25 protein-coding genes are annotated in these 23,524 nt (G+C 69.3%); 7 read left to right on the top strand and 18 right to left on the bottom strand.

What is annotated here, in order from left to right; translation table 11 throughout:
• Together ACWCOV_RS35395 and ACWCOV_RS35390 are read right to left on the bottom strand one after the other, a co-directional pair.
• A partial coding sequence (locus ACWCOV_RS35395; protein WP_449833726.1) for an IspD/TarI family cytidylyltransferase occupies nucleotides 1–317 on the bottom strand: 317 nt, incomplete at its 3' end.
• 60 nt (nucleotides 318–377) lie between these two features.
• The gene (locus ACWCOV_RS35390; RefSeq protein ID WP_012918679.1) at nucleotides 378–863 is read right to left on the bottom strand and encodes a CarD family transcriptional regulator; all 486 of its coding nucleotides are present in this window, start codon (nucleotides 861–863) and stop codon (nucleotides 378–380) included.
• Between the two features lie 265 nt (nucleotides 864–1,128).
• Here ACWCOV_RS35390 and ACWCOV_RS35385 point away from each other — a divergent pair, with 265 nt between their 5' ends.
• Nucleotides 1,129–1,707, top strand: coding sequence for a hypothetical protein (locus tag ACWCOV_RS35385; RefSeq protein WP_449833725.1), 579 nt, complete (start codon nucleotides 1,129–1,131; stop codon nucleotides 1,705–1,707).
• Between the two features lie 144 nt (nucleotides 1,708–1,851).
• On the opposite strand, the gene ACWCOV_RS35380 is transcribed toward ACWCOV_RS35385, so the two are convergent.
• The 3 genes from ACWCOV_RS35380 to ACWCOV_RS35370 form a co-directional block, all read right to left on the bottom strand.
• On the bottom strand, nucleotides 1,852–2,868 hold the full coding sequence (locus ACWCOV_RS35380; RefSeq protein WP_449833724.1) for an iron-siderophore ABC transporter substrate-binding protein: 1,017 nt from the start codon (nucleotides 2,866–2,868) through the stop codon (nucleotides 1,852–1,854).
• 84 nt (nucleotides 2,869–2,952) lie between these two features.
• Nucleotides 2,953–3,630, bottom strand: coding sequence for a response regulator transcription factor (locus ACWCOV_RS35375; protein WP_131353111.1), 678 nt, complete (start codon nucleotides 3,628–3,630; stop codon nucleotides 2,953–2,955).
• 97 nt (nucleotides 3,631–3,727) lie between these two features.
• A complete protein-coding gene (locus tag ACWCOV_RS35370; RefSeq protein ID WP_449833723.1) occupies nucleotides 3,728–4,999 on the bottom strand; it encodes a sensor histidine kinase in 1,272 nt (423 codons plus the stop codon).
• 207 nt (nucleotides 5,000–5,206) lie between these two features.
• On the opposite strand from ACWCOV_RS35370, the gene phoU reads away from it, so the two are divergent.
• Entirely contained in the window at nucleotides 5,207–5,914 is a 708-nt protein-coding gene (gene phoU / locus ACWCOV_RS35365) for a phosphate signaling complex protein PhoU (protein ID WP_449833722.1), read from the top strand.
• Between the two features lie 740 nt (nucleotides 5,915–6,654).
• On the opposite strand, the gene ACWCOV_RS35360 is transcribed toward phoU, so the two are convergent.
• The 4 genes from ACWCOV_RS35360 to ACWCOV_RS35345 form a co-directional block, all read right to left on the bottom strand.
• Complete coding sequence (locus tag ACWCOV_RS35360) at nucleotides 6,655–7,401, bottom strand: phosphoglyceromutase (protein ID WP_449833721.1); 747 nt, start codon at nucleotides 7,399–7,401, stop codon at nucleotides 6,655–6,657.
• 177 nt (nucleotides 7,402–7,578) lie between these two features.
• A complete protein-coding gene (locus tag ACWCOV_RS35355) occupies nucleotides 7,579–8,064 on the bottom strand; it encodes a YbjN domain-containing protein (protein WP_449833720.1) in 486 nt (161 codons plus the stop codon).
• Nucleotides 8,061–9,311, bottom strand: a complete 1,251-nt coding sequence (mshA, locus tag ACWCOV_RS35350) for a D-inositol-3-phosphate glycosyltransferase (protein WP_449833727.1) — start codon at nucleotides 9,309–9,311, stop codon at nucleotides 8,061–8,063. Before mshA ends, ACWCOV_RS35355 begins: the two co-directional genes overlap by 4 nt.
• A 65-nt stretch (nucleotides 9,312–9,376) precedes the next feature.
• Nucleotides 9,377–10,303 (bottom strand): hypothetical protein, encoded by a 927-nt coding sequence (locus ACWCOV_RS35345; protein ID WP_449833719.1) that lies wholly within the window; start codon nucleotides 10,301–10,303, stop codon nucleotides 9,377–9,379.
• Nucleotides 10,304–10,397: 94 nt separating this feature from the next.
• Here ACWCOV_RS35345 and ACWCOV_RS35340 point away from each other — a divergent pair, with 94 nt between their 5' ends.
• Nucleotides 10,398–11,147, top strand: a complete 750-nt coding sequence (locus tag ACWCOV_RS35340) for an SDR family NAD(P)-dependent oxidoreductase (RefSeq protein ID WP_449833718.1) — start codon at nucleotides 10,398–10,400, stop codon at nucleotides 11,145–11,147.
• On the opposite strand, the gene ACWCOV_RS35335 is transcribed toward ACWCOV_RS35340, so the two are convergent.
• Together ACWCOV_RS35335 and ACWCOV_RS35330 are read right to left on the bottom strand one after the other, a co-directional pair.
• Nucleotides 11,141–12,355 carry an erythromycin esterase family protein gene (locus tag ACWCOV_RS35335; RefSeq protein WP_449833717.1) on the bottom strand — a complete coding sequence of 405 codons (1,215 nt, stop codon included), beginning with the start codon at nucleotides 12,353–12,355 and terminating at the stop codon, nucleotides 11,141–11,143. The two genes, ACWCOV_RS35340 and ACWCOV_RS35335, sit on opposite strands and share 7 nt — an antisense overlap.
• 130 nt (nucleotides 12,356–12,485) lie before the next feature.
• Nucleotides 12,486–13,121, bottom strand: a complete 636-nt coding sequence (locus ACWCOV_RS35330) for a TetR/AcrR family transcriptional regulator (protein ID WP_449833716.1) — start codon at nucleotides 13,119–13,121, stop codon at nucleotides 12,486–12,488.
• 276 nt (nucleotides 13,122–13,397) lie between these two features.
• On the opposite strand from ACWCOV_RS35330, the gene typA reads away from it, so the two are divergent.
• Entirely contained in the window at nucleotides 13,398–15,263 is a 1,866-nt protein-coding gene (gene typA, locus ACWCOV_RS35325; RefSeq protein ID WP_449833715.1) for a translational GTPase TypA, read from the top strand.
• A 250-nt stretch (nucleotides 15,264–15,513) separates the two neighbouring features.
• On the top strand, nucleotides 15,514–16,077 hold the full coding sequence (locus tag ACWCOV_RS35320; RefSeq protein WP_449833714.1) for a L,D-transpeptidase: 564 nt from the start codon (nucleotides 15,514–15,516) through the stop codon (nucleotides 16,075–16,077).
• Between the two features lie 24 nt (nucleotides 16,078–16,101).
• Here the strand turns inward: ACWCOV_RS35320 and ACWCOV_RS35315 are convergent, their stop codons facing one another.
• Entirely contained in the window at nucleotides 16,102–16,605 is a 504-nt protein-coding gene (locus ACWCOV_RS35315; protein WP_449833713.1) for an O-acetyl-ADP-ribose deacetylase, read from the bottom strand.
• Nucleotides 16,606–16,697: 92 nt separating this feature from the next.
• Here ACWCOV_RS35315 and ACWCOV_RS35310 point away from each other — a divergent pair, with 92 nt between their 5' ends.
• Nucleotides 16,698–17,489, top strand: coding sequence for a L,D-transpeptidase family protein (locus ACWCOV_RS35310; RefSeq protein WP_449833712.1), 792 nt, complete (start codon nucleotides 16,698–16,700; stop codon nucleotides 17,487–17,489).
• Between the two features lie 4 nt (nucleotides 17,490–17,493).
• Here ACWCOV_RS35310 and ACWCOV_RS35305 read toward each other — a convergent pair whose 3' ends face one another.
• From ACWCOV_RS35305 to ygfZ, 5 genes are all read right to left on the bottom strand, one after another.
• Nucleotides 17,494–17,844, bottom strand: coding sequence for a DUF2516 family protein (locus ACWCOV_RS35305; RefSeq protein WP_449833711.1), 351 nt, complete (start codon nucleotides 17,842–17,844; stop codon nucleotides 17,494–17,496).
• A gap of 101 nt (nucleotides 17,845–17,945) precedes the next feature.
• On the bottom strand, nucleotides 17,946–18,467 hold the full coding sequence (locus tag ACWCOV_RS35300; protein ID WP_449833710.1) for a hypothetical protein: 522 nt from the start codon (nucleotides 18,465–18,467) through the stop codon (nucleotides 17,946–17,948).
• Between the two features lie 37 nt (nucleotides 18,468–18,504).
• Complete coding sequence (locus tag ACWCOV_RS35295; protein WP_449833709.1) at nucleotides 18,505–18,978, bottom strand: helix-turn-helix domain-containing protein; 474 nt, start codon at nucleotides 18,976–18,978, stop codon at nucleotides 18,505–18,507.
• A gap of 91 nt (nucleotides 18,979–19,069) precedes the next feature.
• Nucleotides 19,070–20,026 carry an asparaginase gene (locus ACWCOV_RS35290; protein WP_449833708.1) on the bottom strand — a complete coding sequence of 319 codons (957 nt, stop codon included), beginning with the start codon at nucleotides 20,024–20,026 and terminating at the stop codon, nucleotides 19,070–19,072.
• 46 nt (nucleotides 20,027–20,072) lie between these two features.
• Nucleotides 20,073–21,065, bottom strand: coding sequence for a CAF17-like 4Fe-4S cluster assembly/insertion protein YgfZ (gene ygfZ, locus ACWCOV_RS35285; RefSeq protein WP_449833707.1), 993 nt, complete (start codon nucleotides 21,063–21,065; stop codon nucleotides 20,073–20,075).
• Between the two features lie 110 nt (nucleotides 21,066–21,175).
• On the opposite strand from ygfZ, the gene ACWCOV_RS35280 reads away from it, so the two are divergent.
• Nucleotides 21,176–21,997 carry an LLM class flavin-dependent oxidoreductase gene (locus ACWCOV_RS35280; protein ID WP_449833706.1) on the top strand — a complete coding sequence of 274 codons (822 nt, stop codon included), beginning with the start codon at nucleotides 21,176–21,178 and terminating at the stop codon, nucleotides 21,995–21,997.
• Nucleotides 21,998–22,061: 64 nt separating this feature from the next.
• Here ACWCOV_RS35280 and ACWCOV_RS35275 read toward each other — a convergent pair whose 3' ends face one another.
• Nucleotides 22,062–23,441: a cation:dicarboxylate symporter family transporter gene (locus tag ACWCOV_RS35275; RefSeq protein WP_449833705.1), complete on the bottom strand. Its 1,380-nt coding sequence runs from the start codon at nucleotides 23,439–23,441 to the stop codon at nucleotides 22,062–22,064.
• Nucleotides 23,442–23,524 lie beyond the last annotated feature (83 nt).

Genomic DNA, 23,524 nt, shown 5'->3' with positions numbered 1-23,524 from the left:
CGAACTGGACCAGGAAGATCGCCAGCGGCCCGATCGTCGCCGGAAACGTGGCCAGAGTCGGCCCGCTCGGCGCCGCCCGGGACCACGAGCAGCCGGGCGTCACCGGCGTACGGCTCGAGCTCCTTGCGGACCGCGTCCTCGGTGCCGGGTGGGACGGCGACCACAAAACACGTGAGGTCGGCGGCGGTCGCTGCCCGCAGTCCACGTACGGCGTGGACCAGCAGCGATACGCCACCGACCTCTCGAAATGCTTTCGGGGTCTCACCACCGAGCCGGAGCCCGAGACCGGCCGCCGGAATGATTGCCGCGGTGCTCATCGGGAGCGGTCCGCGCAGGACGGCAGGATCACGTGTTCCGACTCGGTCTGATCGGGTGGATCAGGAAGCGAGAACCTCGTCGAGGATGGCTTCCGCCTTGTCCTCGTTGGTGTGCTCGGCCAGGGCCAGCTCGGAGACCAGGATCTGGCGAGCCTTCGCCAGCATCCGCTTCTCGCCGGCGGAGAGACCGCGATCACGTTCACGGCGCCACAGGTCGCGGACGACCTCTGCCACCTTCATCACGTCGCCCGAGTGCAGCTTCTCGAGGTTCGCCTTGTACCGTCGCGACCAGTTGGTCGGCTCCTCCGTGTGCGGTGCGCGCAGCACGTCGAAGACGCGCTCCAGGCCAGCCTGATCCACGACGTCACGCACGCCGACAAGATCGAGGTTGCACGCGGGGACCCGGACGACCAGGTCGTTCTGAGCGACGATCCTCAAGACCAGATAGGTCTTGTCCTCACCTTTGATCTGACGGGTCTCGATGTCCTCGATGACGGCCGCACCGTGATTGGGGTAAACAACCGTCTCGCCGACTGTGAAAGTCATATGTCACGTGCCCCTTTCCAAGCTCCATCCTACCACGTGGCAGATGGTCCGGTCGGGACGTTTGCGCTGGTCAGGGGCCACTTCCCGCCTTGACAAACGCTCTCACCCGTGCCTCGTGCGCGCGTGGAAGGTTGCCCGGGACACCGTTGCCACCGACCGTGACAGCCATCCCGCCGTCGAGTCCGGACGAGGCGAGAGCTACGCTTTGACGCGCCGGAGGCCGCTGCCTCAGGGCGTCGAACAGCTTTGCAGGAGAGGGATCCCAGTGCCGATCACGTTGTCCTCGCGGTCCGTCCGGCGCGCCGCGCTGGCGGGTGCCGCCGCCACCCTGAGTATCGCGCTGACGGCCTGCGGCGCGAACTTCAACGCCCAGACGCTGCAGCCCTACCAGGCCGCCGAGGGCACCAACGCCGACTCCGGCTCGATCGCGGTCCGCAACGTCCTGGTGATCGCCTCCGAGGACGGCAAGGGCGAGTTGCACGCCGTCATCGTCAACAACGGCTCCGAGGACGACACCCTGGTCGGGATCGCCCAGGCGCCGGCCCAGACCCAGGACGGCCAGGCCGGCGGCGACCAGCCCGGCGAGGTCACGTTCGGCAACGTCAAGACGCTGGACCTGAAGGCCGGAAGCTCGACGCTGCTGCCGCCCGCGGCCGGCCAGGAGGCCGAGAACGGCGAGGCGAGCGGCGAGCCGATCACGGTCACCGGCGCGAAGCCCGGCCAGATGGTCAACATGACGATCACCTTCGGCAAGGCCGCGCCGATCAGCGCCTACGTCCCGGTGCTCACCGAGGACCACTACTCCCCGACGCCGCGCGCCGACGAGGGCTCCGGCCACGGCTGAGCGCCGCGCCTGAAGACAGCCGAACGGGCCGCCCCGGCGCGGGACGGCCCGTTCGTCGTACCGGCGGGGCCTGTGGCCGAGGTCCCGGCGGACGGATGACGCCCGGTACGACGGATCGGTCTCCGTACCGGGCGGGGTCGCGGGTCAGCCCGCGGCTTGGGCGGCCTTCGACAGGCCCGGCAGGATCTTGTCCAGGACCCACGGGACGCTCAGCACGCTGACGGCGCTCATCCCGGAGATGACCTGCTGGTCCTCCATCACGTAGGCGCTGCCGCGCTTGACGGCCGCCAGCGACGAGTAGACCGGGTCGGCCTGGAACTTCTGCGCGCCCAGCCCGTCGACGTACGCCACCACCACGTCGGCGTCCACGTCGGGCACCTTCTCCTTGCTGACGGTGAGCGCGAACTCCTTCTTCGTGTTGCCGGCCTGCAGCTTCTCCACGCCGGGCGCGTTCACGAAGCCCATCTCGGTCAGGATCTGCACCCGCGGGTCGGTCGGCATGTAGACGTAGTTGTCCGCGCCGAACGAGCCGACCGTGATCGTCTTGCCCTTGAACTCCGGGTGCTCGCTCGCGACCTGCTTGATCTTGTCGCCGATCCCGGCGATCAGCTTCTCGGCCTCGGCCTTCTTGCCCAGCGCCTCGCCGACCAGCAGGGTCTGGTCCTGCCAGGTGGTCTGCCACGGCGCGCCCGGGTAGGCGACGGTCGGCGCGATGTCCGACAGCGTCTTGTACGTCGCCGCGTCGAAGCCCTCGTACGGCGCCAGGATGACGTCCGGCTTCAGCGCCGCGATCTTCTCGAACGGGAACTTGTCGCTGGTGTCCAGCAACTCGGTCTTCGAGGCGTCGAACTTGTCGGCGTCCCACGCGGTCACCCCGGCCGGGGTCGGGCCGTAGGTGACCTTCGGCATCCCGACCGGTGTCTCGCCGAGCGCGTAGACCACGTCCTGGGCGTTCCAGCCGAGCGTGACGATCCGCTCCGGCTTCTTGGTGATGGTGGTCTCGCCGAACACGTTCTTCAGCGTGACCGGGAACCCGGCGGCCGCCGTACCGGCCGAGGTGTCGGCCTGCTTGTCGGCGTCGCTCCCGCAGGCGGTCAGCGAGGTGGTCGCGACCAGTGCGGTCGCGATCGCGGTGACGGCCCGGGTACGGGACCAGGACATGGGACTCTCCTTAGCGATGAATTGCCTCAACTAAGGAGAGCCTAAGCTAACTCCGCGAGCCGTCGCGACCTGTGGGGATGTGACTCAGGACTCGAACTTGTAGCCCAGACCACGCACCGTGACGAGGTGCTGCGGATTCGACGGGTCCTTCTCCAGCTTGGAGCGCAGCCGTTTGACGTGCACGTCCAGCGTCTTGGTGTCGCCCACGTAGTCGGCGCCCCAGATCCGGTCGATCAGCTGCCCGCGGGTCAGCACCCGGCCGGTGTTGCGCAGCAGCATCTCGAGCAGCTCGAACTCCTTCAGCGGGAGCCGGATCTCGGTCCCGGACACCGTCACCACGTGCCGCTCCACGTCCATCCGGACCGGCCCGGCCTCCAGCGTGTCCGGCAGCAGCTCGACGTCCTGGCCGCGCCGCAGCACGGCGCGGATCCGGGCCAGCAGCTCGCGCGGGCTGTACGGCTTGGTCACGTAGTCGTCGGCGCCCAGCTCGAGCCCGACCACCTTGTCCACCTCGGTGTCCTTGGCGCTGACGATGATCACCGGGACGTTGCCCCGGCTGCGCAGGGCCCGGCACACCTCCGTGCCGGACAGACCCGGCAGCATCAGGTCGAGCAGGACGATGTCCGCACCGGCCCGGTCGTACTCGTCCAGCGCGTCCGGCCCGGTCTCCGCGACGGCGACCTCGAACCCTTCCTTGCGCAGCACGTACGACAACGCGTCGCTGTAGCTCTCTTCGTCTTCGACGACCAGCACTCGGGTCACGAAGCTGTCTCCTTTGCGATCAGGCGGCCTGCATTGCAGGATGCTTCAGTGCGGCGGTGTCCAGGCGGGTGCATCGCAAGGCGGAGGAGGTGCCTCTTCATCGTGGCTCCTCCTCCAGCGCAGCGAGGTGCCCGCCTGGGCGCCGCCGATGCGAAGGATCCTGCAATGCAGGCCGCACACCTGACGGGGTAGGCGTCAGGGGGAAGGCCGGTTCCTCCTGGCTGGAGGAAGCGGTCTGGCCCGGCGCGGGTTCGAGCCGCAGCGGGAGTCTCACGGTGAAGGTGGAGCCCTGGCCCTCGACGCTCCAGACCCGGACGTCGCCGCCGTGGATGGAGGCGATGTGCTTGACGATCGAGAGGCCGAGGCCGGTCCCACCGGTCTCACGGCTCCGGGCCCGGTCGACCCGGTAGAACCGTTCGAAGATGCGTTCCAGGTCGCTGCTCGGGATGCCGACGCCCTGGTCGCTGACGGTCACCTCGACCAGGTCGCCGATCGGGTGCGCGGCGACCGCGACCCGGGTGCCGTCGGGGCTGTAGTTGACCGCGTTCTCGACCAGGTTGCCGATCGCCATCGCCAGCTGGTCCTCGCTGCCCATCACCTCGAGCTCGGGCTCGGTCTTCACCACGATCTTGATGTCGCGGTCCTCGGCGTCGATCTGGCAGCGGTCCACCGCGCTCTCGATCACCGCGTTGATGTCGACCGGGCCCGGGTTCTCCAGCGGGTCGTCGCCCTGCAGCCGGGAGAGCTCGATGATCTCCTTCACCAGCCGGCTCAGCCGGGACGCCTCGACCCGCATCCGGTCCGAGAACCGCTGCACCGCCTCCGGGTCGTCGGAAGCCTCCGAGACCGCGTCGGCGAGCAGGATCAGCGCGCCGACCGGGGTCTTCAGCTCGTGGCTGACGTTGACGGTGAAGTCCCGCCGGATCGCCTCCAGCCGGCGCTCCCGGGTCCGGTCCTCGACCAGGACCAGCACCAACTGGCTGCCCAGCGGCGCCACCCGGGCGCTCACGTACTGCGTCGCGCCGAGCCGGCCGCGGACGATTTCGAGGTCCTGCTGGCGGATCTCACCGTCCCGCCGTACTGCCCGGACCATGGTCAGCAGGTCGTCGACCACCAGCCGCTCGCCCCGGACGATGCCGAGCACGTGCGCCGGGGCGCTGGCCTGGAGCACCTGGTCCTCGGGGCCCATCACCACCGCGGACGACCGCAGTACCGAAAGGACGGTGGCGACCCCGCTCGGGACGGCCGGGTCCGGGGACACCGGAATCTTGCGCTGGGACCGTTCGCTGAGCATCATCGCTCCGAGCGAAAGCAGGGCCAGGGCCGCGCCGATGACGCCGCCCAGCACCGCAGCCAGCGTGGGGTCCACGGCAACGATGCTACGCGGGCAACCAGCAGGGAAAGACCGAATGAGCACCGGATGACCGGGGGACGACCTAACTGTTCATCAGGCGTTCACCACTCGTCGCCATCCGGCAACCTCGACGGCATACGGTCACCAGGTGGCGGGTACCAGGCGGGTGCCTTCCACTCCGCCCAGCGTGGCGCCGGACACCACAGATCGGAAACGAACACAATGCGTGACACCTACCACGAGCAGCTCGACGACATCCTCGCCGAGCTGGAGCGGATGACCCGGACGGTGTCCACCGCCGTACGACGCTCGACCGCGGCGCTGCTGGAGGCCGACATCCGCAAGGCCGAAGAGGTCATCGCGGCCGACATCCAGCTGGACGCGGCCGGCGAGGGCGTCGAGGACAAGGTCTTCGAGCTGATGGCCCGCCAGTCCCCGGTCGCGAACGAGCTGCGGATGCTGGTCGCCGCGCTGCGGATGGTCGCCGACCTGGAGCGGATGGGCGACCTGGCCGCGCACGTGTCGAAGATCGCCCGGATGCGCTACCCGGCCCCGGCGATCCCGGACGAGCTGCACGGCGTCATCGCGGAGATGGGCTCGGTGGCCGGCAAGATGGTCGACGCCGCCGGTGACGTGATCCAGACCCGCGACGTCGAGGCGGCCGGCCGGCTGGAAGCCACCGACGACCTGATGGACAAGCTGCGCAGCAACCAGTTCCGCCTGATGATGGACGACTCCTGGCCGCACGGCGTCGAGGTCGCCGTCGACATCGCCCTGCTCGGCCGCTACTACGAGCGCATCTCCGACCACGCCGTCTCGATGGCCCGCCGCGTCGTCTACCTGGTCACCGGCGAGCTCCCGGTAGCCGTCGGCGGTACGGCGGCCGGCTCCGGCGCCGGCGCCTCCACCCCCAACCCGAACGGCAACTGACCTCGGACAACAGGAGCCCTCGGCAACAACCGCCGAGGACGACGACTTCTGTGCTCACCAACGTGTCTCCCCACCCCGCGCGCAAGAAGACATGAAGTACTAGAACAGCCAACGGGCCGAATCCCCACTCCAGCGGCGGCAAGCTCCCGTGGCTGCTCCCGGCCCAGAGGACGTGCCGTGGCTGCCTACCGACCCGCCGGAGACGGCTGCCATCGTGCCTGCCGGAGACAGGTGCCATCGTGCCTGCCGGAGGGGGGTGCCATCGTGCCTGCCGGTACGCCGGAGCCCGGTCGCGTGGGTTGGCCGGTGTGTTGGGACCTGGCCGGCCGCCGACACCCCCCTCGCCGTACGAGGGGATAGCCCCTCATGCTGTGGGTTCTCTGCTCGCACACGAGGGGAGAACCCACAACGCGAAGGGATATCCCCTCGAATGGCTGAGTGGGAGGTGCGGCGGCAGGCCGGTAGCCCGGGGGCCGAGCCGGCCGGAGGGTGGGCGCAGCGGCGGGCCGTATCGTCGGGGCTGGCCCGGGTAGTCGGGGGCTTGAACAGGCTATTTCGTGTTCAAGCCCACCAGTTTCTGCGTGCACCCCCAGTGGCTGGCACAGCACCACAAGGAACCCACCAGTGTCCAACAGCCCGGTCTCAAGATGCCTATCGCCGACGGCGCCGACGTGTGACCCCGGTCCGCGGCCCGGCGAAGCCGGCAGCCCGCCGAAGGCGTGTCCTCTGGGACTGTCCGCCTACCGACCCTGGTTCTTGACGGCTTCGATGGCGTCCTTGGCGGCTTGGGGGTCGAGGTACTCGCCGCCGGGGGTGACCGGGTGAAAGTCTTCGTCGAGCTCGTAGTAGAGGGGGATGCCGGTGGGGATGTTGAGACCGACGATCGTGGCCTCGTCGAGGTTGTCGAGGTGCTTGACCAGGGCGCGCAGCGAGTTGCCGTGCGCGGTGACCAGGACGGTCTTGTTGTCGCGCAGGTCCGGGACGATCGCGTCGTACCAGTAGGGCAGCATCCGCTCGACGACGTCCTTCAGGCACTCGGTCGCGGGGAGCAGCTCCGACGGCAGCGCGGCGTACCGCGGGTCGCCGGCCTGGTCGTACTCCGAGCCACGCTCGATCGGCGGCGGCGGGGTGTCGTAGGAGCGGCGGAACAGCATGAACTGCTCCTCGCCGAGCTCCTCCAGGGTCTGCTTCTTGTCCTTGCCCTGCAGCCCGCCGTAGTGCCGCTCGTTCAGCCGCCAGGAGCGCCGTACGTCGATCCACTGCCGGTCGGCCACCTCGAGGGCGATGTTCGCGGTGCGGATCGCCCGGCGCAGCACCGAGGTGTGCAGTACGTCGGGGAGCAGGCCGCGGTCACGCAGCAACTCACCGCCGCGCTGGGCCTCCTCGACGCCCTGGGCGTTCAGGTCGACATCCACCCAGCCGGTGAAGAGGTTCTTGGCGTTCCAGTCGCTGTGGCCGTGGCGGAGCAGGATCAGGCGATAGGTCATGGCGGCAAGCCTACAAGGGCACGTCTCCCGATCCCGCGCCGTCGCGAGCAGGTGCTCGGCGGAGTGCCTCGGTGCGCTGGGGCGGAGGGTTCGATGCGGAGCATCGTGCCCTTCGCACCAGTGCAGCGAGGTGCCCGCCGAGTGCCGCGCAGTAGGCGCGGGATCGGGAGACGTGCCCTACGGCTCCAGCCAGCCTTTGAAAGCGTCCAGATTCCGGGTCGACTCGCCCCGGGACACCCGCCACTCGTACTCCTTGCGGATCGAGGAGGCGAACCCGAGTTCCAGGATGGTGTTGAACGACGAGTCGGCGTACTCCAGCACCGCGCCGAGCAACCGGTCCACCTCGGTCGGGGTGATCGCGTGCAGCGGCACCCGGCCGTCCAGGTGGATGTCGCCGAGGTGGTCGACGGCGAACGCGACGCCGTACATCTTCAGGTTCCGCTCCAGCAGCCAGCGGTAGACGGCCTCGTGGTTCTCGTCCGGGCGCCGGGCGACGAACGCGTGCACGTGGACCGCCTGTGGCCCGACCGTCAGCGTGACCGTCGTCTTCAGCTTCCGCTCCCCCGGCAGGTCCGCGGCGAACGCGCCGGGCTCACCCTCGGTGAAGTCGAGCTCGTTCTCCTTCAGGACCTGGCGGATCACGTCCGCCGCCGACACCCTCATCCGGCTACCTCCGCGGCCAGTTCTGCCGCCATCGTCTCGGTTGCGACCCGGTACGCGGCCACTGTCTTCTTCGCGGTCAGCTCCCAGCCGAAGCCCTGGGCGTGCTTGACCGCCGCCCGGCCCATGGTCTCGCGGGTGTGCGGATCCGTCGCGATCCGCGTCAGCGCGTCGGCGAAGTCGTCCACCCCGTGCCCAGGCACCAGGAGGCCCGTCTGCCTGTCCACGACCGCCGTGGTCAGTCCGCCGACGGCCGCCGCAACCACCGGCGTCCCACACGCCTGCGCCTCCAGAGCGACCAGCCCGAAGGATTCCGAGTACGACGGAACGCACACGACCGACGCGGATCGGTACCAGTCGGCCAGTCCCGATCGCTCCAACGGCTTCACGAACCGAGTCACGTCGTCGACGCCCAGCGCCCGGGCCAGCTCGGCGTGCGACTCGGGATGCTCCATCCCGTTGCCCGACGGTCCGCCGATGATCGCCACCACCAGCCGGTCCCGCAGCGACGGGTCCCGCTCGAGCATCCGCGCGGCCGCCCGGATCAGCAGGTCGGGCGCCTTCAACGGCTGGATCCGCCCGACGAACGCCAGTACGACGGCATCCTCGGGCAGCCCGATCGCGCGCCGGGCCGTGGCCTGGTCGCCGGGGCTGAACATGTCCAGATCGACGCCCGGGTTGACCACGCCGACCTTCGACGGCTGGGCGCCGTACAGCGTGATCAGCTCGTTCGCCTCGTCCTCGGTGTTGGCGAGCAGCCGGTCCGCGGCCTCGACGACCTGTTCCTCGCCGAGCAGCCGGGCGGGCGGCTCGGGTACGTCGTCGTCGGCGAGGCTGGCGTTCTTCACCTTGGCCATGGTGTGCATGGTGTGGACGAGCGGGACGGCCCAGCGGTCCCGGGCGAGCAGGCCGACCTGCCCGGACAACCAGTAGTGCGAGTGGATCACGTCGTAGTGCCCGGGCTCGTGAATCGCTTCCGCCCGCAGGACAGCGCGAGCGAACGTACACAGCTGGGCGGGCAACTCGTTCTTGGTCAGGCCTTCGTACGGACCCGCGGCGACGTTGCGAACCATCACGCCGGGCATCAGCTCCACCCGCGCCGGCAGCGCCGACGCGGTCGCCCGGGTGAAGACGTCGACCTCGATCCCCAGGTCCGCGAGCCGCTTCGACAGCTCCACCACGTAGACGTTCATCCCACCGGCGTCACCGGTCCCCGGCAGGTCCAGCGGCGACGTGTGCAGGCTGATCATCGCGACCCGCCGGAGAGGACGGTCGGCGGAGGGAAGGCTCACGTGGTCAGGGTAACCCTGCGCGGTCAGTCCGGCTTCCGGGTCGGCAGGGCGAGGGTCTGGCCGGTTTCGAGGGCTGCGGCGATCCGGCGGGACAGCGTCGCGTTCAGGTCCGCGGTCTCCTGGCTGAGCTCCTCGATCAGGCCGCTGTGGCCGGCGACCTCGATGCTGGACAGCAGCTCGACGTACCGGTCTCGGTCCTGCAGGGCGCCTTCCAGCACGCTCTCCACCTTGAGTACGGCGTCGGCCTCGCGGACCTGGTCGGCGTACTGCTCGAGCTTGGCGACCTTCGTCTCCATCGCGGTCGCGGACAACTCGAGGGCCTCGCGTTGCGGGCGGAGAACGGCCTCCAGGCGGGCAGACTGCAACTGGTCCTCGATGTCGGCCTGCCGGGACCGCAATGCGGACAGCTGCTGGAGAACCCGGCCGATGTCCCACAGCTGCTCCGGCAGGACCACGTCGTTCTTGGCCGCGTCGAGCAGACCGCGCTTGTTCACCTCGGAGTCCTGGATGGTCTCGACCGCGCGCCGGGCCCGATCCATCAGCGCGGTGGCGTCGCCGTCCCAGTCCTCGGCGAGCAGGTACTTGCCCCGGTGCTTGCGGGCAGCGACCCGGGCCCTGCCCTCGCCCGTCATCGCGGCGACTCCGGCGACCAGCAGCAGTACGCCGAACACGCCGGCGCCGAGGCTCAGCCAGAAGGCCAGTCCGTCAGGGAAGATCGCGTACACCAGCCAGCGCAGGGCGAACCACAGGCCGATCTCGATCCCGGCGAACGCCACCAGACCGCCGATCGCCTCACCGACCGGCTGCCGGCCGACCGAGTCCTGCTTCGGCGCACTCGCCGGGATCAGCACGCTCGGATGCTCGCTCAGCAAGGACCGGGCCGCCGGCGGCACGTCGGGGGCGAAGAGCACCGGACCAGGCGGAGTCTCGTCGTCCGGCTCGGTCGCCATGTGCTCGCCCCCTGTGGTGAGTCCCCAAAGTCCCGACGTTCTACTGTGCGGACTGGTTCCCGCCGATGGCAACCGGGCTGGGAGACTCGGAGGCATGACTTCGAATGCGCGTCCCCTGGCCGTCGTCACCGGAGCGAGCAGCGGGATCGGAGCCGCGTCGGCCCGGCACCTGGCCCGCGAGGGTTTCGAGGTGATCTGCGCGGCCCGCCGGATCGACCGGATCGAGGCGCTGGCCAAGGAGATCGACGGCCGGGCGGTCCAGTGCGACGTGACCTCGGCCGAAGACGTCGCCGCCCTCGCCGACGCGGTCGGTGACCGGCTCGCACTGCTGGTGAACAACGCCGGCGGCGCGTTCGGCTTCGAGCCGGTCGCGGAGGCGGATCTGGAGGCCTGGCGGCAGATGTACGAGGTGAACGCGATCGGTGTCGCGGCCGTCACGAAGTCGTTGCTCCCGGCCCTTGTCGCCGGCCGCGGCACGATCATCGTGATGGGTTCGACGGCCGGCCAGGTCGCCTACGAGGGCGGCGGTGGGTACGTCGCCGCCAAGCACGCGGCCAAGGCGATCGTCGACACGCTCCGGCTGGAGCTGTACGACCAGCCGGTGCGGGTCTGCGAGATCGCGCCGGGCATGGTGCGCAGCGAGGGGTTCGCGCTGACCCGGTTCGGCGGCGACCAGGACAAGGCCGACGCCGTGTACGCCGGCGTGGCCGAGCCGCTCACCTCCGACGACATCGCCGACATCGTCACCTGGATCGCGACCCGGCCGCCGCACGTGAACATCGACCGGCTCACCGTCCGTCCCCGGGCGCAGGCCGCCCAGCACAAGGTGCACCGCGTTCAGTAGGCACGCACTGCGGTGACGTGGCGGCAGTGGACCAGCACGTCGAACCACTCGGCGACACTGCCGCCGGTCATCCACGACGACGCCCCGGCCTCCGGGTAGCCGCGGGTCTTCGCCGTCGCCTCCAGCCAGTCCCGTACGGCGCCGTGCGCCGGCCTGCGCAGGTCCAGGCTGAACACGTCGGTCCCGCCCGCCCGGAGCTGGTACTCGAACCAGTCCGGTGCGGCCGGTGGCATGTCGATCGGTCCCAGCGGGCCGAGCGTCGTACCGCTCTCGAAGGTGAAACCGAGGATCCGGTAGCGGTCGCCGTACCAACGCTTCAGGTAGGAGCCGGCGCTCGGGAAGACGGTGTCCGGGTACGGCGGTGCGGTGACGCGCAGACCGGGTGCGTTCGCTGTGTGAGCGCTCGCCGCCCAGTAGACGACCTTGTCGCCGGTGGAGCGGCGCACCCACCGGACGTTCTCCGCCGCACGGGCGTCGCGGTAGGCCGGGATCTCCTGCTCGGGCAGGCTGAACGCCTCGTAGAACGACACGATCTGCCGCGCGTGATGGACGATCTCCTGGTCAGGCAGGTCCCGGACGAGCTCGTAGACGGCCTTCGCCTTGCTGATGTACGGCGCCTTGTCGGCGACCTTCCTCCAGTACCACTGGACGTACTTGCCCATGTCCGTGGTGTTCGGGCGGATCGGCTCGAGGCTGCGGCGCAGTTCGGCCAGCCGGTCCGGTGCATGACGGGCGACGTAGTTGTCGATCGCGTCGTACGCGAGTTGCCGGGTCGCGTAGTACTCCACGCCGGCGAAGTAGACCTTGTCGCGATGCCTTGCGGTGTAGGTACGCACGTACTCGATCAGGTCGGCCAGCTCCTGCGAGCGCCAGGCCGGGCTCATCTGGCCAATCAACGCCTTCAGGTCACCGCGTCCGGTCCGCACGTAGTCGTTCACCTGGGTGCACAGCGACCAGTCCTCTTCGAACGCGATGGCCCGGAAACCCATCCGCTCGACGAGGTACCGCAGTACGCGGTGCTTCAGCCGGGTGATCTCCGCCGTACTGTGCACGGCCTCGCCGAGCCCGACGACCTGCGCGCCGCCGATGGACCGCCGCAGCTGCGTCAGATCACCGAGCGGCACGGCATTCCGCCGGATCCACTCCGCCACCGACTCGTCCACCCGGCCGGCGTATCCGGGCGACGCCACGCCACCCGCGACAGCCACGCCGGCCAGCGAACCGGCCAACAGTGTTCTTCGAGAAACCCCACTCTTATCCATACCTCACAACCCTGGCGTCGAGCGGCGGCCCGAACATCCCTCAGCGGGCGGCTCTGCTCGTACGCCGTACGTCGTACTACTTCGCGCGGAGGCGGTGGACCGGGGGCGACGTGATCGGGAGTGGGGCGGCCGGCTCGGGGAGGGAGTAGCCGGCGTACAGGCGGCGGCGGACGTCCTCGAGGGGGAACGTGTGCGAGTAGATCGCGAGCTTCACGGTGACGCCCTCCAAGGTTGCCCGCAGCAACATTTCTTCGACGGCCGGGTCGGCGGCGCCGCGGGCCACGAAGATCGAGCGGATGGCGTCCTCCACCTGGGACAGGCGGGCGTCCTTCTCGGCCTCGACCTGGGCGAACACGTCGTGCGTGGTGGGCTGCATCATCAACGTGATCGCCAGGCGCTGGATCGGCAGCGTGGTGGCGGCCGCCATCAGGGCTCCGTCGATGATCGCGGCCAGACGCTGGTCCGGGGTGCCTTCGATCGCGATGATCCCGGTGATGCCGTCCAGCCAGCGGTCCAGCAGCTCGGCGGCGAGCCGGTCCTTGGACGCGAAGTAGTAGGCGACGAGTCCCCGCGAGACGCCGGCCCGGGTGGTGATCTCGGAGATGGACGCGGCCTCGTAGCCGCGCTCGGCGAACACCTCGAGCGCGGCGGCGAGGATGCGTTCGCGCGAGCGTTCCCGCATCTCCTGGTTCACGGTGGCCGAGCGCGGCACGGTTCCTTCCCCGTTGCTGGTCTGGGCCCTGGAGGTCCGAGCAACCCCCCACTTCATGCTCGGCCCTCCGGGGCCTGACCCCCCGTGGTTGCGGACCCCTCCCCAGGCGTCCCGTCTATAGACTGGACGTCCAGTCAACCAATGTCAAAGGGTTGCCCGATTCGTGAACACAGTCCGTCACCGGTAAGATGAAGGGGCTGCGCCCTGTGTCGAGTGGCACGTGAAACAGCCGTAGCCACCGCCTGAAACCCCTCTGACTACTTGGAGCGCTTCCCCATGCCTGTCCGTAACGACCTGCGCAACGTGGCGATCGTCGCCCACGTCGACCACGGGAAGACCACCCTGGTGGACGCGATGCTGTGGCAGTCCGGCGCCTTCGGGGCCCACCAGCACGTGGACGAGCGGGCGATGGACTCCGGCGACCTGGAACGTGAGAAGGGCATCACGATCCTGGCCAAGAACACCGCCGTACGGCACAAGATGGCCAGCGGCGAGCAGGTCACCATCAATATCATCGACACCCCCGGTCACGCCGACTTCGGCGGCGAGGTCGAGCGCGGCCTGTCGATGGTGGACGCGATCGTGCTGTTGGTGGACGCCTCCGAGGGCCCGCTGCCGCAGACCCGGTTCGTGCTGCGCAAGGCGCTGGCCCGGAAGATGCCGGTGATCCTGGTGGTCAACAAGGTGGACCGGCCGGACGCCCGGATCTCCGAGGTCGTCGACGAGACCTACGAGCTGTTCCTCGACCTGCTCGACCACGACGCCGACCAGAGCGCGCTGGACTTCCCGGTCGTGTACGCGTCCGCGCGGGCCGGCCGCGCCTCGCTGACCCAGCCCGCCGACGGCGGCCTGCCGGACTCCGAGGACCTCGAGCCGCTGTTCGAGACGATCCTGGCCAACGTGCCGGCTCCGACGTACGTCGAGGACGCGCCGCTGCAGGCCCACGTCACCAACCTGGACGCCTCGCCGTTCCTCGGGCGGCTCGCGCTGGTCCGGGTGCACGAAGGCACGCTGAAGAAGGGCGCGCAGGTCGCCTGGTGCAAGCACGACGGCAGCGTCGAGCGGGTCAAGATCACCGAGCTGCTGATCACCGAGGCGCTCGAGCGGGTGCCCGGCGACTCGGCCGGCCCCGGCGACATCTGCGCGATCGCGGGGATCCCGGAGATCATGATCGGCGACACCCTCGCCGACCCGGAGAACCCGAAGCCGCTGCCGCTGATCACCGTGGACGAGCCGGCCATCTCGATGACGATCGGTACCAACACGTCCCCGCTGGCCGGCCGCACCAAGGGCACCAAGGTCACCGCCCGGCTGGTCAAGGACCGGCTGGACAAGGAGCTCGTCGGCAACGTGTCGATCCGGGTGCTGCCGACCGAGCGGCCGGACGCCTGGGAGGTGCAGGGCCGTGGTGAGCTGGCGCTGGCCATCCTGGTCGAGCAGATGCGCCGCGAGGGCTACGAGCTGACCGTCGGCAAGCCGCAGGTGGTCACCCGCGAGATCGACGGCAAGCGGCACGAGCCGGTCGAGCGGCTGACGATCGACTGCCCGGAGGAGTACCTCGGCACGGTCACCCAGCTGCTCGCGGTCCGCAAGGGCCGGATGGAGCAGATGACCAACCACGGCACCGGGTGGGTCCGGATGGAGTTCCTGGTGCCGGCGCGTGGGCTGATCGGGTTCCGCACCGAGTTCCTCACCGACACCCGCGGGACCGGGATCGCGCACCACGTGTTCGAGGGGTACGAGCCCTGGTTCGGCGAGCTGCGCACCCGGCCGAGCGGGTCGCTGGTGGCGGACCGGGCCGGCGCGGCGACGTCGTACGCGATGATCAACCTGCAGGAGCGCGGCACGCTGTTCGTCGAGCCGACCACCGAGGTGTACGAGGGGATGATCGTCGGCGAGAACTCGCGCAGCGACGACATGGACGTGAACATCACCAAGGAAAAGAAGATGACCAACGTCCGGTCGTCGACGGCGGACGAGTTCGAGAAGCTGGTGCCGGCCCGCAAGCTGTCCCTCGAGCAGTCCCTGGAGTTCTGCCGCGAGGACGAGTGCGTCGAGGTCACCCCGGACGCCATCCGCATGCGCAAGGTAGCCCTCAACCAGGTAGACCGCGCCAAACTGGGCCGCAAGAACAAGAACTAGCTCTCACCCACGCTCCGATAAGCCCGCCGACTCGCGGGCTTATCGGCAGTTGTGGGCACCACCCTGCACCGCCAAGAGCACGAAGTGGAAACGGTCGTCTGGGTGGCGCGAAGTGAAGTACAGCGGTGTGATACACCATTGGTCGGTTCGTGGGCGGGGGAAGGTGTTCCGGATCGTTACCAACCAGGCGTGCGGTGCTGACGTCTGTCATGTGCAAGCAAGACTTCAGTTGGGGGAAGGACAAGGAAACATGGGCATTCTGCGTAAGCTCGGCGCCACCGTCACGGCTGCCGCGTTCGTGGGAGTGGGCGCTCTGACCGCTGCCACGACGGCCGAGGCGGCCACGGTGGCGCCGAAGGTTGCGCCCCAGGTCGTGGTCGCGCCGCAGGCGGCGACGGCGGCGGCTGGTTCGACGGCGGTCGTCCCGGGGAAGCTGCGGATCGACAAGCGCTGTATGACGCGAGGCCGGGTGCTGTGCCTGAACAAGCGCACCCGCAAACTGGTGTACCTGGTGAACGGCAAGCCGATCCAGATCGCCGACGCCCGGTTCGGCGGCCGCAAGACGCCGACCCGCAACGGCGTGTTCAAGGTCTACCGCAAGTCGAAGAACCACGTGTCGTCGCTGTACAAGTCGCCGATGCCGTACGCGATGTTCTTCAGCGGCGGCCAGGCGATCCACTACTCGTCGGACTTCAAGGCCCGCGGGTACAACGGCGCCTCGCACGGCTGCGCGAACATCCGGGACAAGAAGAAGATCGCCTGGATCTTCGCCCGGGTGAAGATCGGCGACAAGGTCGTCGTCTACAGCGCCTGAGACGCGGTCACAGCGGCCGGGGAGTCACTCCCCGGCCGCTGTCGCGTTCTGGAACGCCTTGTACAGCCGGGGTTCCACCAGACAGAAGGTCGCCGTCGTGACGTCGGTCGCCGTCCGGCGCAGAGTGTGTACGGCGATGTCCGCCGCGGACTGCGCCGGCCACCCGTAGATCCCGGCCGACACCGCCGGCAGCGCCAGCGTCTTCACGCCCAACTCGTCCGCGATCCGCAGAGCGTTGCGGTAGCAGGACTCGAGCAACGCCGGATCCCGTTGCCCCGCCGTGTAGTTCGGCCCGACCACATGGATCACGTACGACGCCGGCAGCGCACCCGCGGTCGTCCACGCGGCCTCGCCGGTCGCGGCGCCGTTCGGGTACCGCTCGATCAGCTCGGCCAGGATCTCCGGTCCACCGGCCCGGTGGATCGCACCGTCCACCCCACCGCCGCCGCGCAGCGCGTGATGGGCCGCGTTCACGACCGCGTCCACGGGCACAGTGGTGATATCCGCCGTACTCAACACGATTTCCATCGCAGTTCCTCCGGTACGCTAGGGCGCCAACCAAAAGACCGGTGAGGACGTCCTACGAGTGTAGGGACGGGGTCTAGTCAGAGGGGTGTCCGATGCGCGGACTGGTTATTCGCAAGATGGTCAGCGGACTGGTCGTGGGCGCCGGCATTGCTGCACTCCTCAGTTTCGGAACAAACGCCACCGCGGCCCCGACCGATCTCGAGACGGTGCCGTTCCAGGTCAGCGGCGAGCTGCCGATCTACCCGAAGGCCTTGTGGGAGAACGGTTCCACCGGCACCAACGTGCGCAAGGTCGAGGCCCGGCTGGTCCAGCTGAAGCTGCTCGAGAAGCGCTACCTGGACAACGAGTTCGGCACCATGACCCGGTCCGCGGTGAAGAAGTTCCAGGATTCCAAGGGCATTCCCCAGCTCGGGTACGTCGACCAGAACACCTGGAACAAGCTGGTCGCGGTCACCCGCGAGCCGACCCAGGCCGAGCTCTACCCGCCGGCTCCGGTGGTGAACGGCAAGAAGCTGGACGCCCGCTGCGCGACCGGCGTCGTGCTCTGCATCGACAAGTCCACCCGCAAGCTGCGGTATGTCGTCGACGGTGTGGTGAAGATGCAGCTGGACGTGCGGTTCGGCGCGGTCAAGACGGCCACCCGCGAAGGCAGCTTCACGGTCGGCTGGAAGAGCCGCAACCACGTGTCGAAGCTGTACGACTCGCCGATGCCGTTCGCGATGTTCTTCAGCGGCGGCCAGGCGGTGCACTACTCCTCGGACTTCGCCGCCCGCGGGTACAACGGCGCCTCGCACGGCTGCGTGAACGTCCGGGACCTGGGCAAGATCAAGATCCTGTTCGACCAGATCAAGGTCGGCGACAAGGTGATCGTCTACCGCTCGTAGGGAACTACAGGGGACGCGGACCGCGACGGCGGCGGATCCCCCAGCCGCCCCGGCCGCGGCCGGTGGCGGCGCGCAGGGCCGGGCGGGCGTCGACCAGGTAGACCGCCGAGGCGACGATGCCGATCAGGCCGAAGAAGCTCAGCCAGCCCTGGAAGATCTGACTCAGCGTGAACACGACCAGGATCAGCACCCAGCCGGGCTTGGTCAGCTTGTCCGCTGCGGTGAACACCGCCCGCGGCCGGAAGGCCGCGTCGAGCAGGGCCACCAGCTTGATCCCGAGCAGCACCCACCAGATGATCTCGAGCGGACCGGCGAACCCTGGGAACAGGTTCGGGAACGTGGCGAGTGGGAGCATGCGTACGAGCCTACCGAAAGACCGGGCAGCCTACCTCTGCTCAGCGCAGATTGTGGGCTGCCCGGCCTCAGGATTCACCCAGGTGGTGGGCGTTGTTACTCTCAGTCGCCGACCTTGGTGGCGGCGTTGGTGGCGGCCTTGGAGGCGGTCTTCGCGGTCTTGCGGGCGCTGGTCGCGGTCGCCTTGACGTTGCGGGTGGCGGTGTCGGCGGTCTTCTTCGCGGTGGTGCGGGTGGCCTTGGCCTTGCTCACCGTGGTCTTGGCCTGGGTGACCAGGTCCTCGGTGGCCTTCTGGCTGCGGATCCGCTCGACCAGGTCCTTGCCGCGGCCGGCGAGGTCCTCGTAGGTCTCCTCGGCCTGGCCCAGCACGGTGGTGAACCCGGCCTGCGCGGTCTTCGGCAGCTCACGCAGCATGGCCGGGGCGGTCTTCGCGTCGGCGACGATCGCCTCGAACCGCTTGCTGAGCTCGCTCTGCGCCTTGGTCAGCTCGGTCTGCAGGGCCTTCTGGTCCAGCTTCGCGAACCGGGCGGTGACGTCGTCGCCGACCGCGCGGAGCTTCTCCACGGCCAGGTCGCCGGCGCCGGCGATCGCGTAGAACGGGGTGACGGGCGTACGGGTAGCCATCAGGCTTCTCCTCGGGATGATTTTCAGCAGGAAGGTGTTACTTGCGCTTGCTTGCAGGGGTCTTGGGGGCCGCAGGCTTCTTGGCAGCAGCCGGCTTGACGGGCTCCGGCTCCGGCTCCACCGAGATGTCGTCGTCGGACGTGTTCTCACGGACGAAGGACGCGTAGACGTCCAGCAGGACGCGCTTCTGCCGCTCGTTCAGCGCGGGATCGAGCAGTACGGCGTCGACCACGCCGGAGGCCCGTCGGCTGTCCGAGCCGTCGTCCGGGTCGAGGATGCCGGCCCGCACGTACAGGGTCTCCGCGGAGATCCGCAACGCCTTCGCGAGCTGCTGCAGCACATCGGCCGACGGTTTCCGCAGGCCGCGCTCGATCTGGCTGAGGTACGGGTTCGACACACCGGCCAGGTCGGACAGCTGCCGCAACGACAACTGCGCATGCCGCCGCTGCTCGGCGAGGTACTCCCCGAGGGAGCCCACCGCCCCAGCCGCACGATCACTCAATCTGGCCATGTGTCCAGTGTGCTAGCAGAGTGCTTGCAATTGCAAGCAGCGCGACCGTGAGCCCGCTCACGGTCGGTGACGACAGTTGAAAGTCGAAGGACTAGCTGAACGTCGCAGGATGCGGCTGAACCGCGCCGACCTCGACCCCGCCGCCGTACAAGGGGAACCGGGACTGCTGGTCGAGCACCTCGTGCTCGAGACCGAGCTTGCGCAGTACGGCGGCCATCACCACGGCCCGTGCCCGCGGCGTGCCGTCCTCGATCTTCACCGCGATCCCGCGCCCGTCCTCGAGGCCCACGGCGTACACGGCCTCCGCGCCGACCTTGCAGAACAGACCCGGGATGGCCCGCATCAGCGCTGCCTCGTCGCGCGTACTCCCGCTGGCGTACTCCGGGTACGCCCGGAACGCGTCCTTCACGCGCGCCTCGAGCGTGCCCGGCGCGGCCGCCGCGAACAGGCCGAACGAGCGAGCCAGGCCGGCCAGGCTGATCGCCAGGATCGGGGCGCCGCAGCCGTCGACGGCGACATACGAGACCTTCTCACCGGCAGTGTCCTCGACCGCGGTCCGGATGACCTGCTGCAGCGGGTGATCCGGCGCGCGGTAGTCGTCGAGCGGCCAGCCGTTGATCACGCAGGTCAGGAGCATCGCCGCGTGCTTGCCCGAGCAGTTCATGACGATCCGCTCCTGTCCGTGCCCCGCACGCACCCAGGCGTCCCGGCCGGCGTCTTCCAGCGGGTACGCCGGAGGCGTCCGCAGCGCCGACTCGTCCAGGCCGCCCAGCGCGAGGATCTCGCGGACCCCGTCCAGGTGGATCTGCTCGCCGGAGTGGGACGCGCCCGCCAGCGAGAGCAGCTTGCCGTCCAGCGGCAGCCCGTTGCGAAGCATGCCGAGAGCCTGCATCGGCTTGTTCGACGAGCGCGGGAACATCGGCTGGTCCACCACACCGACGGACCACTCGACCGCGCCGTCGGGATCGGTCACCACGACGGAGCCACGATGGTGGCCCTCGACGAAGCCGCTGCGGACGACGTCGGCCAGGATCACAGGTTCGGTCACGGCAGAACTGTACAGGTGCAAAACGCGGTGTTGCGAATGAATCGGTTCACAGCCGGGCGCGGACGTGCAACCCCACCTCGGGGTCGACCAGCAGCTCCTGGGTCGCGGTCACCGTCGGCTGGTCCTCGGCCACGACTTCGAGCACAGCCGCCGGATCGACGTTCCGCTTCACCAGCGCGAGCGCGATCGGCCCGAACTCGTGGTGCCGCGCCGCCGACCCGACGAAGCCGACCTGCTTGTCTCCGACGCGTACGGCGTACCCGTGCGCCGGCAGGTGGTCGACCGAGCCGTCCAGGTGCAGCCGCACCAGCCGCCGCGGCGGACGGCCGAGGTTGTGCACCCGGGCGACCGTCTCCTGACCGCGGTAGCAGCCCTTGTTCAGGTGGACGCCGACGCCGAGCCAGCCCAGTTCGTTGGGGATCGCGCGCTCGTCCGAGTCCAGCCCGAGCCGCGGCGCACCCGCCTCGATCCGGAGCGCCTCGTAGGCCCAGATCCCGGCCGCCGGACCCTCGAGCCCGGCCAGCTCGGCCCGCGGCAGGAAGACCTCGTGCCCGCCGAGCGAGTCGCCACCGCTGCGGGTCAGGAACTCACCCGCGGCAGGACCGGGACGCCAGATGATCGCGTAGTCGTCGGTCACGTCGGCGATCTCGACACGGGACATGAACACCATCTTCTGCAGCCAGTCGACCAGCGCCGCCGCCGCGCCCGGCTCGGTGTGCAGCCAGAACGTCTCGCCGTCGTCGACGCCGTACATCACGTGCTCGACGTGGCCGGTCGGCGACAGCAGCAGCGCGGTGGTCGACGTCCCGGGCTTCAGGCCCTCGAAGAACTGCGACGTGAGCGCGTGCAGCCAGGTCAGCCGGTCCGGACCGGTGATCTTGACGACGTCGCGGTGCGACAGGTCGACGAATCCGTCACCGGCCGCGAGCAGCCGCTGCTCCCGCAGGTCGGAGCCGTAGTGGGCCGCGACGCCGGCGTCGAGTCCGTCGGCCTCGACCGCGCCGGGCCGGTCCAGCAGGGGGCTGCGCTTCAGTGACATGTCACCAGAGTACGTCGATCGGCGTACGGCGAACGCCTCCCACCGTGGGATGTGGACAACACCCGGTCCCGGACAGCCTGGAAGCACCAAACCTCGAAGGGAGCAAGGCGATGAGCGACAGGCGATTCCGGTTCGGCGTGGTGGGCAGCCCGGCGACCGCGGAGCAGTGGACCACGACGGTCCGGCGGGCGGCCGACCTCGGCTACTCGAGCGTGCTGATGCCAGACGGGCTGCAGTTGCCGTCGCCGTTCGCCTCCCTCGCGATGGCGGCGACCCTCGCGGACGTCCGGGTCGGGACCTTCGTGGCCGCGGCGCCGCTGCGAACACCGCGGCAGGCCGCCTGGGACGCGCACACGCTGACAGTGCTGACCGACGGGCGGTTCGATTTCGGTATCGGCACCGGGCGGCCGGGCACCGACCAGCAGGCCGCCGAGCTCGGGCTGCCGTTCGGCTCGGGCAAGGAGCGTCGCGACCAGGTGCGGGAGACCCTCGACATCCTGGAGCGGCTCGACGGCGAGCGCCGTACCCCGATCATGCTGGCGGCCGGCGGACCGCGGGCGCTGGCGCTGGCCGCGGCCCGGGCGGACATCGTGTCCATCGCCAAGGACGCGATGACGTCGCGGGCGGAGATCCAGCGGCTGGTCCGGGACCTGCGGGAGCTGGCCGGGCCGCGGGCGGATCGGATCGAGCTGGCGATGAACCTGTTCGCGGCCGGGACCCGCGAGCTGCCGCCGTGGACCCGGCAAGCCGCGGGCGTGTCACCGGAGGAGCTCGAGGCGAGTGACTCGCTGATGATGCTGCGCGGGACGCCGCAGCAGATGGTCGACGAGCTCGAGCGGCGCCGGGACGAGTTCGGTACGTCGTACATCACTGTCAACGCGACGTACGTCGAGGACCTGGCTCCCGTCGTGGAGAAGCTGACGGGGAGCTAGACGTAGCACTGCCCGTCAGCTTGCAGGGAGCTGACGGGCAGTGCCGGAGGGGTGGAGAGGTGGCTCAGTGGTGGGACGCGCCGGTGTCGACCGCGGGAGCGGTGGGCTGGGGTACGTCGCCGGCGTGCGTGTCACCGGCGGCGAAGGCGGCCTCGTCGAACGGATCCTCACCGGCGAAGACCTGCTTGGCCTGCGCCTTGTCGAACTCGCCGACCCAGTGCCCGACCAGAACGGTCGCGACCGCGTTGCCGGCGAAGTTCGTCAGCGCCCGGGCCTCGGACATGAACCGGTCGATGCCGACGATCAGGCCGACACCGTCGACCAGCTCCGGCCGGTGCGACTGCAGGCCGCCGGCCAGGGTGGCCAGACCGGCGCCGGTGACACCGGCGGCGCCCTTCGAGGCGACGATCATGAACACCAGCAGCGAGACCTGCTGGCCGATCGAGAACGGCTCGTCCATCGCCTCGGCGATGAACAGCGACGCCATGGTCAGGTAGATCGCGGTGCCGTCCAGGTTGAACGAGTAGCCGGTCGGGACGGTGATGCCGACCACGGACTTCTCGACGCCGAGGTGCTCCATCTTCCCGATCAGCCGCGGCAGCGCGGTCTCCGACGACGACGTCGACACGATCAGCAGGAACTCGCGGCCGAGGTAGCGCAGCAGCTGGAAGATCGACAGCCCGGTGACCACCCGCAGCAGGGTGCCGAGCACGACCACCACGAACAGCAGGCAGGTCACGTAGAACGCGAGCATGATCTTCAGCAGGCTGACCAGCGCGGTCGATCCGGCCGCGCCGACCACCGCAGCGATGGCGCCGAAGGCACCGACCGGTGCGGCCCACATGATCATCGACAGCACCTTGAACACCAGCCGCTGCAGGTGCCCGATGCCGTTCAGGATCGGCTGGCCGGTGGCGCCCATCGCCTGCAGCGCGAAGCCGATCAGCAACGCCACCAGGACGGTCTGCAGCACCTCGCCCTCGGTCAGCGCGGACACGATCGTCTTCGGGATGATGCCGAGGATGAAGTCCGTCGTGGTCTCGTGCGCCCCGGCGGCCTGCTTCTGGCCGGCCTCGCGCAGCTTGTCGGTCAGGTCCAGGCCGGAACCGGGCTGGACCAGGTTGCCGACCACCAGGCCGATGGCGAGCGCGGCCGTCGACATCGTCAGGAAGTAGACGAGTGCCAGGCCGCCGACCTTGCCGACGCTGGCGGCCTTGCGGACCGAGCCGATGCCGAGCACCAGCGTGCAGAAGATGATCGGGCTGATCATCATCTTGATCAGGTTCACGAACCCGGTGCCGAGCGGTTTCAGCTCGACCGCGAAGTTCGGGAACAGGAACCCGACACCGATGCCGAGCAGGACGGCGACGATGACGGCGATGTAGAGGAAGTGGGTGCGATCGTTGCGGACCGGGGTGGGCCGCGATTCTGTCGGGCTCGACATGGGGGACACTCCTGTATCGGCCGGGCGGGCTGTACCTGAGTAACTGTGACGTGACGCACAGGGGAACTGCGCATTTCGTTCAT

The sequence above is a fragment of the Kribbella sp. NPDC002412 genome (assembly GCF_053592935.1).
This window is presented reverse-complemented; position numbering and strand designations above follow the sequence as displayed.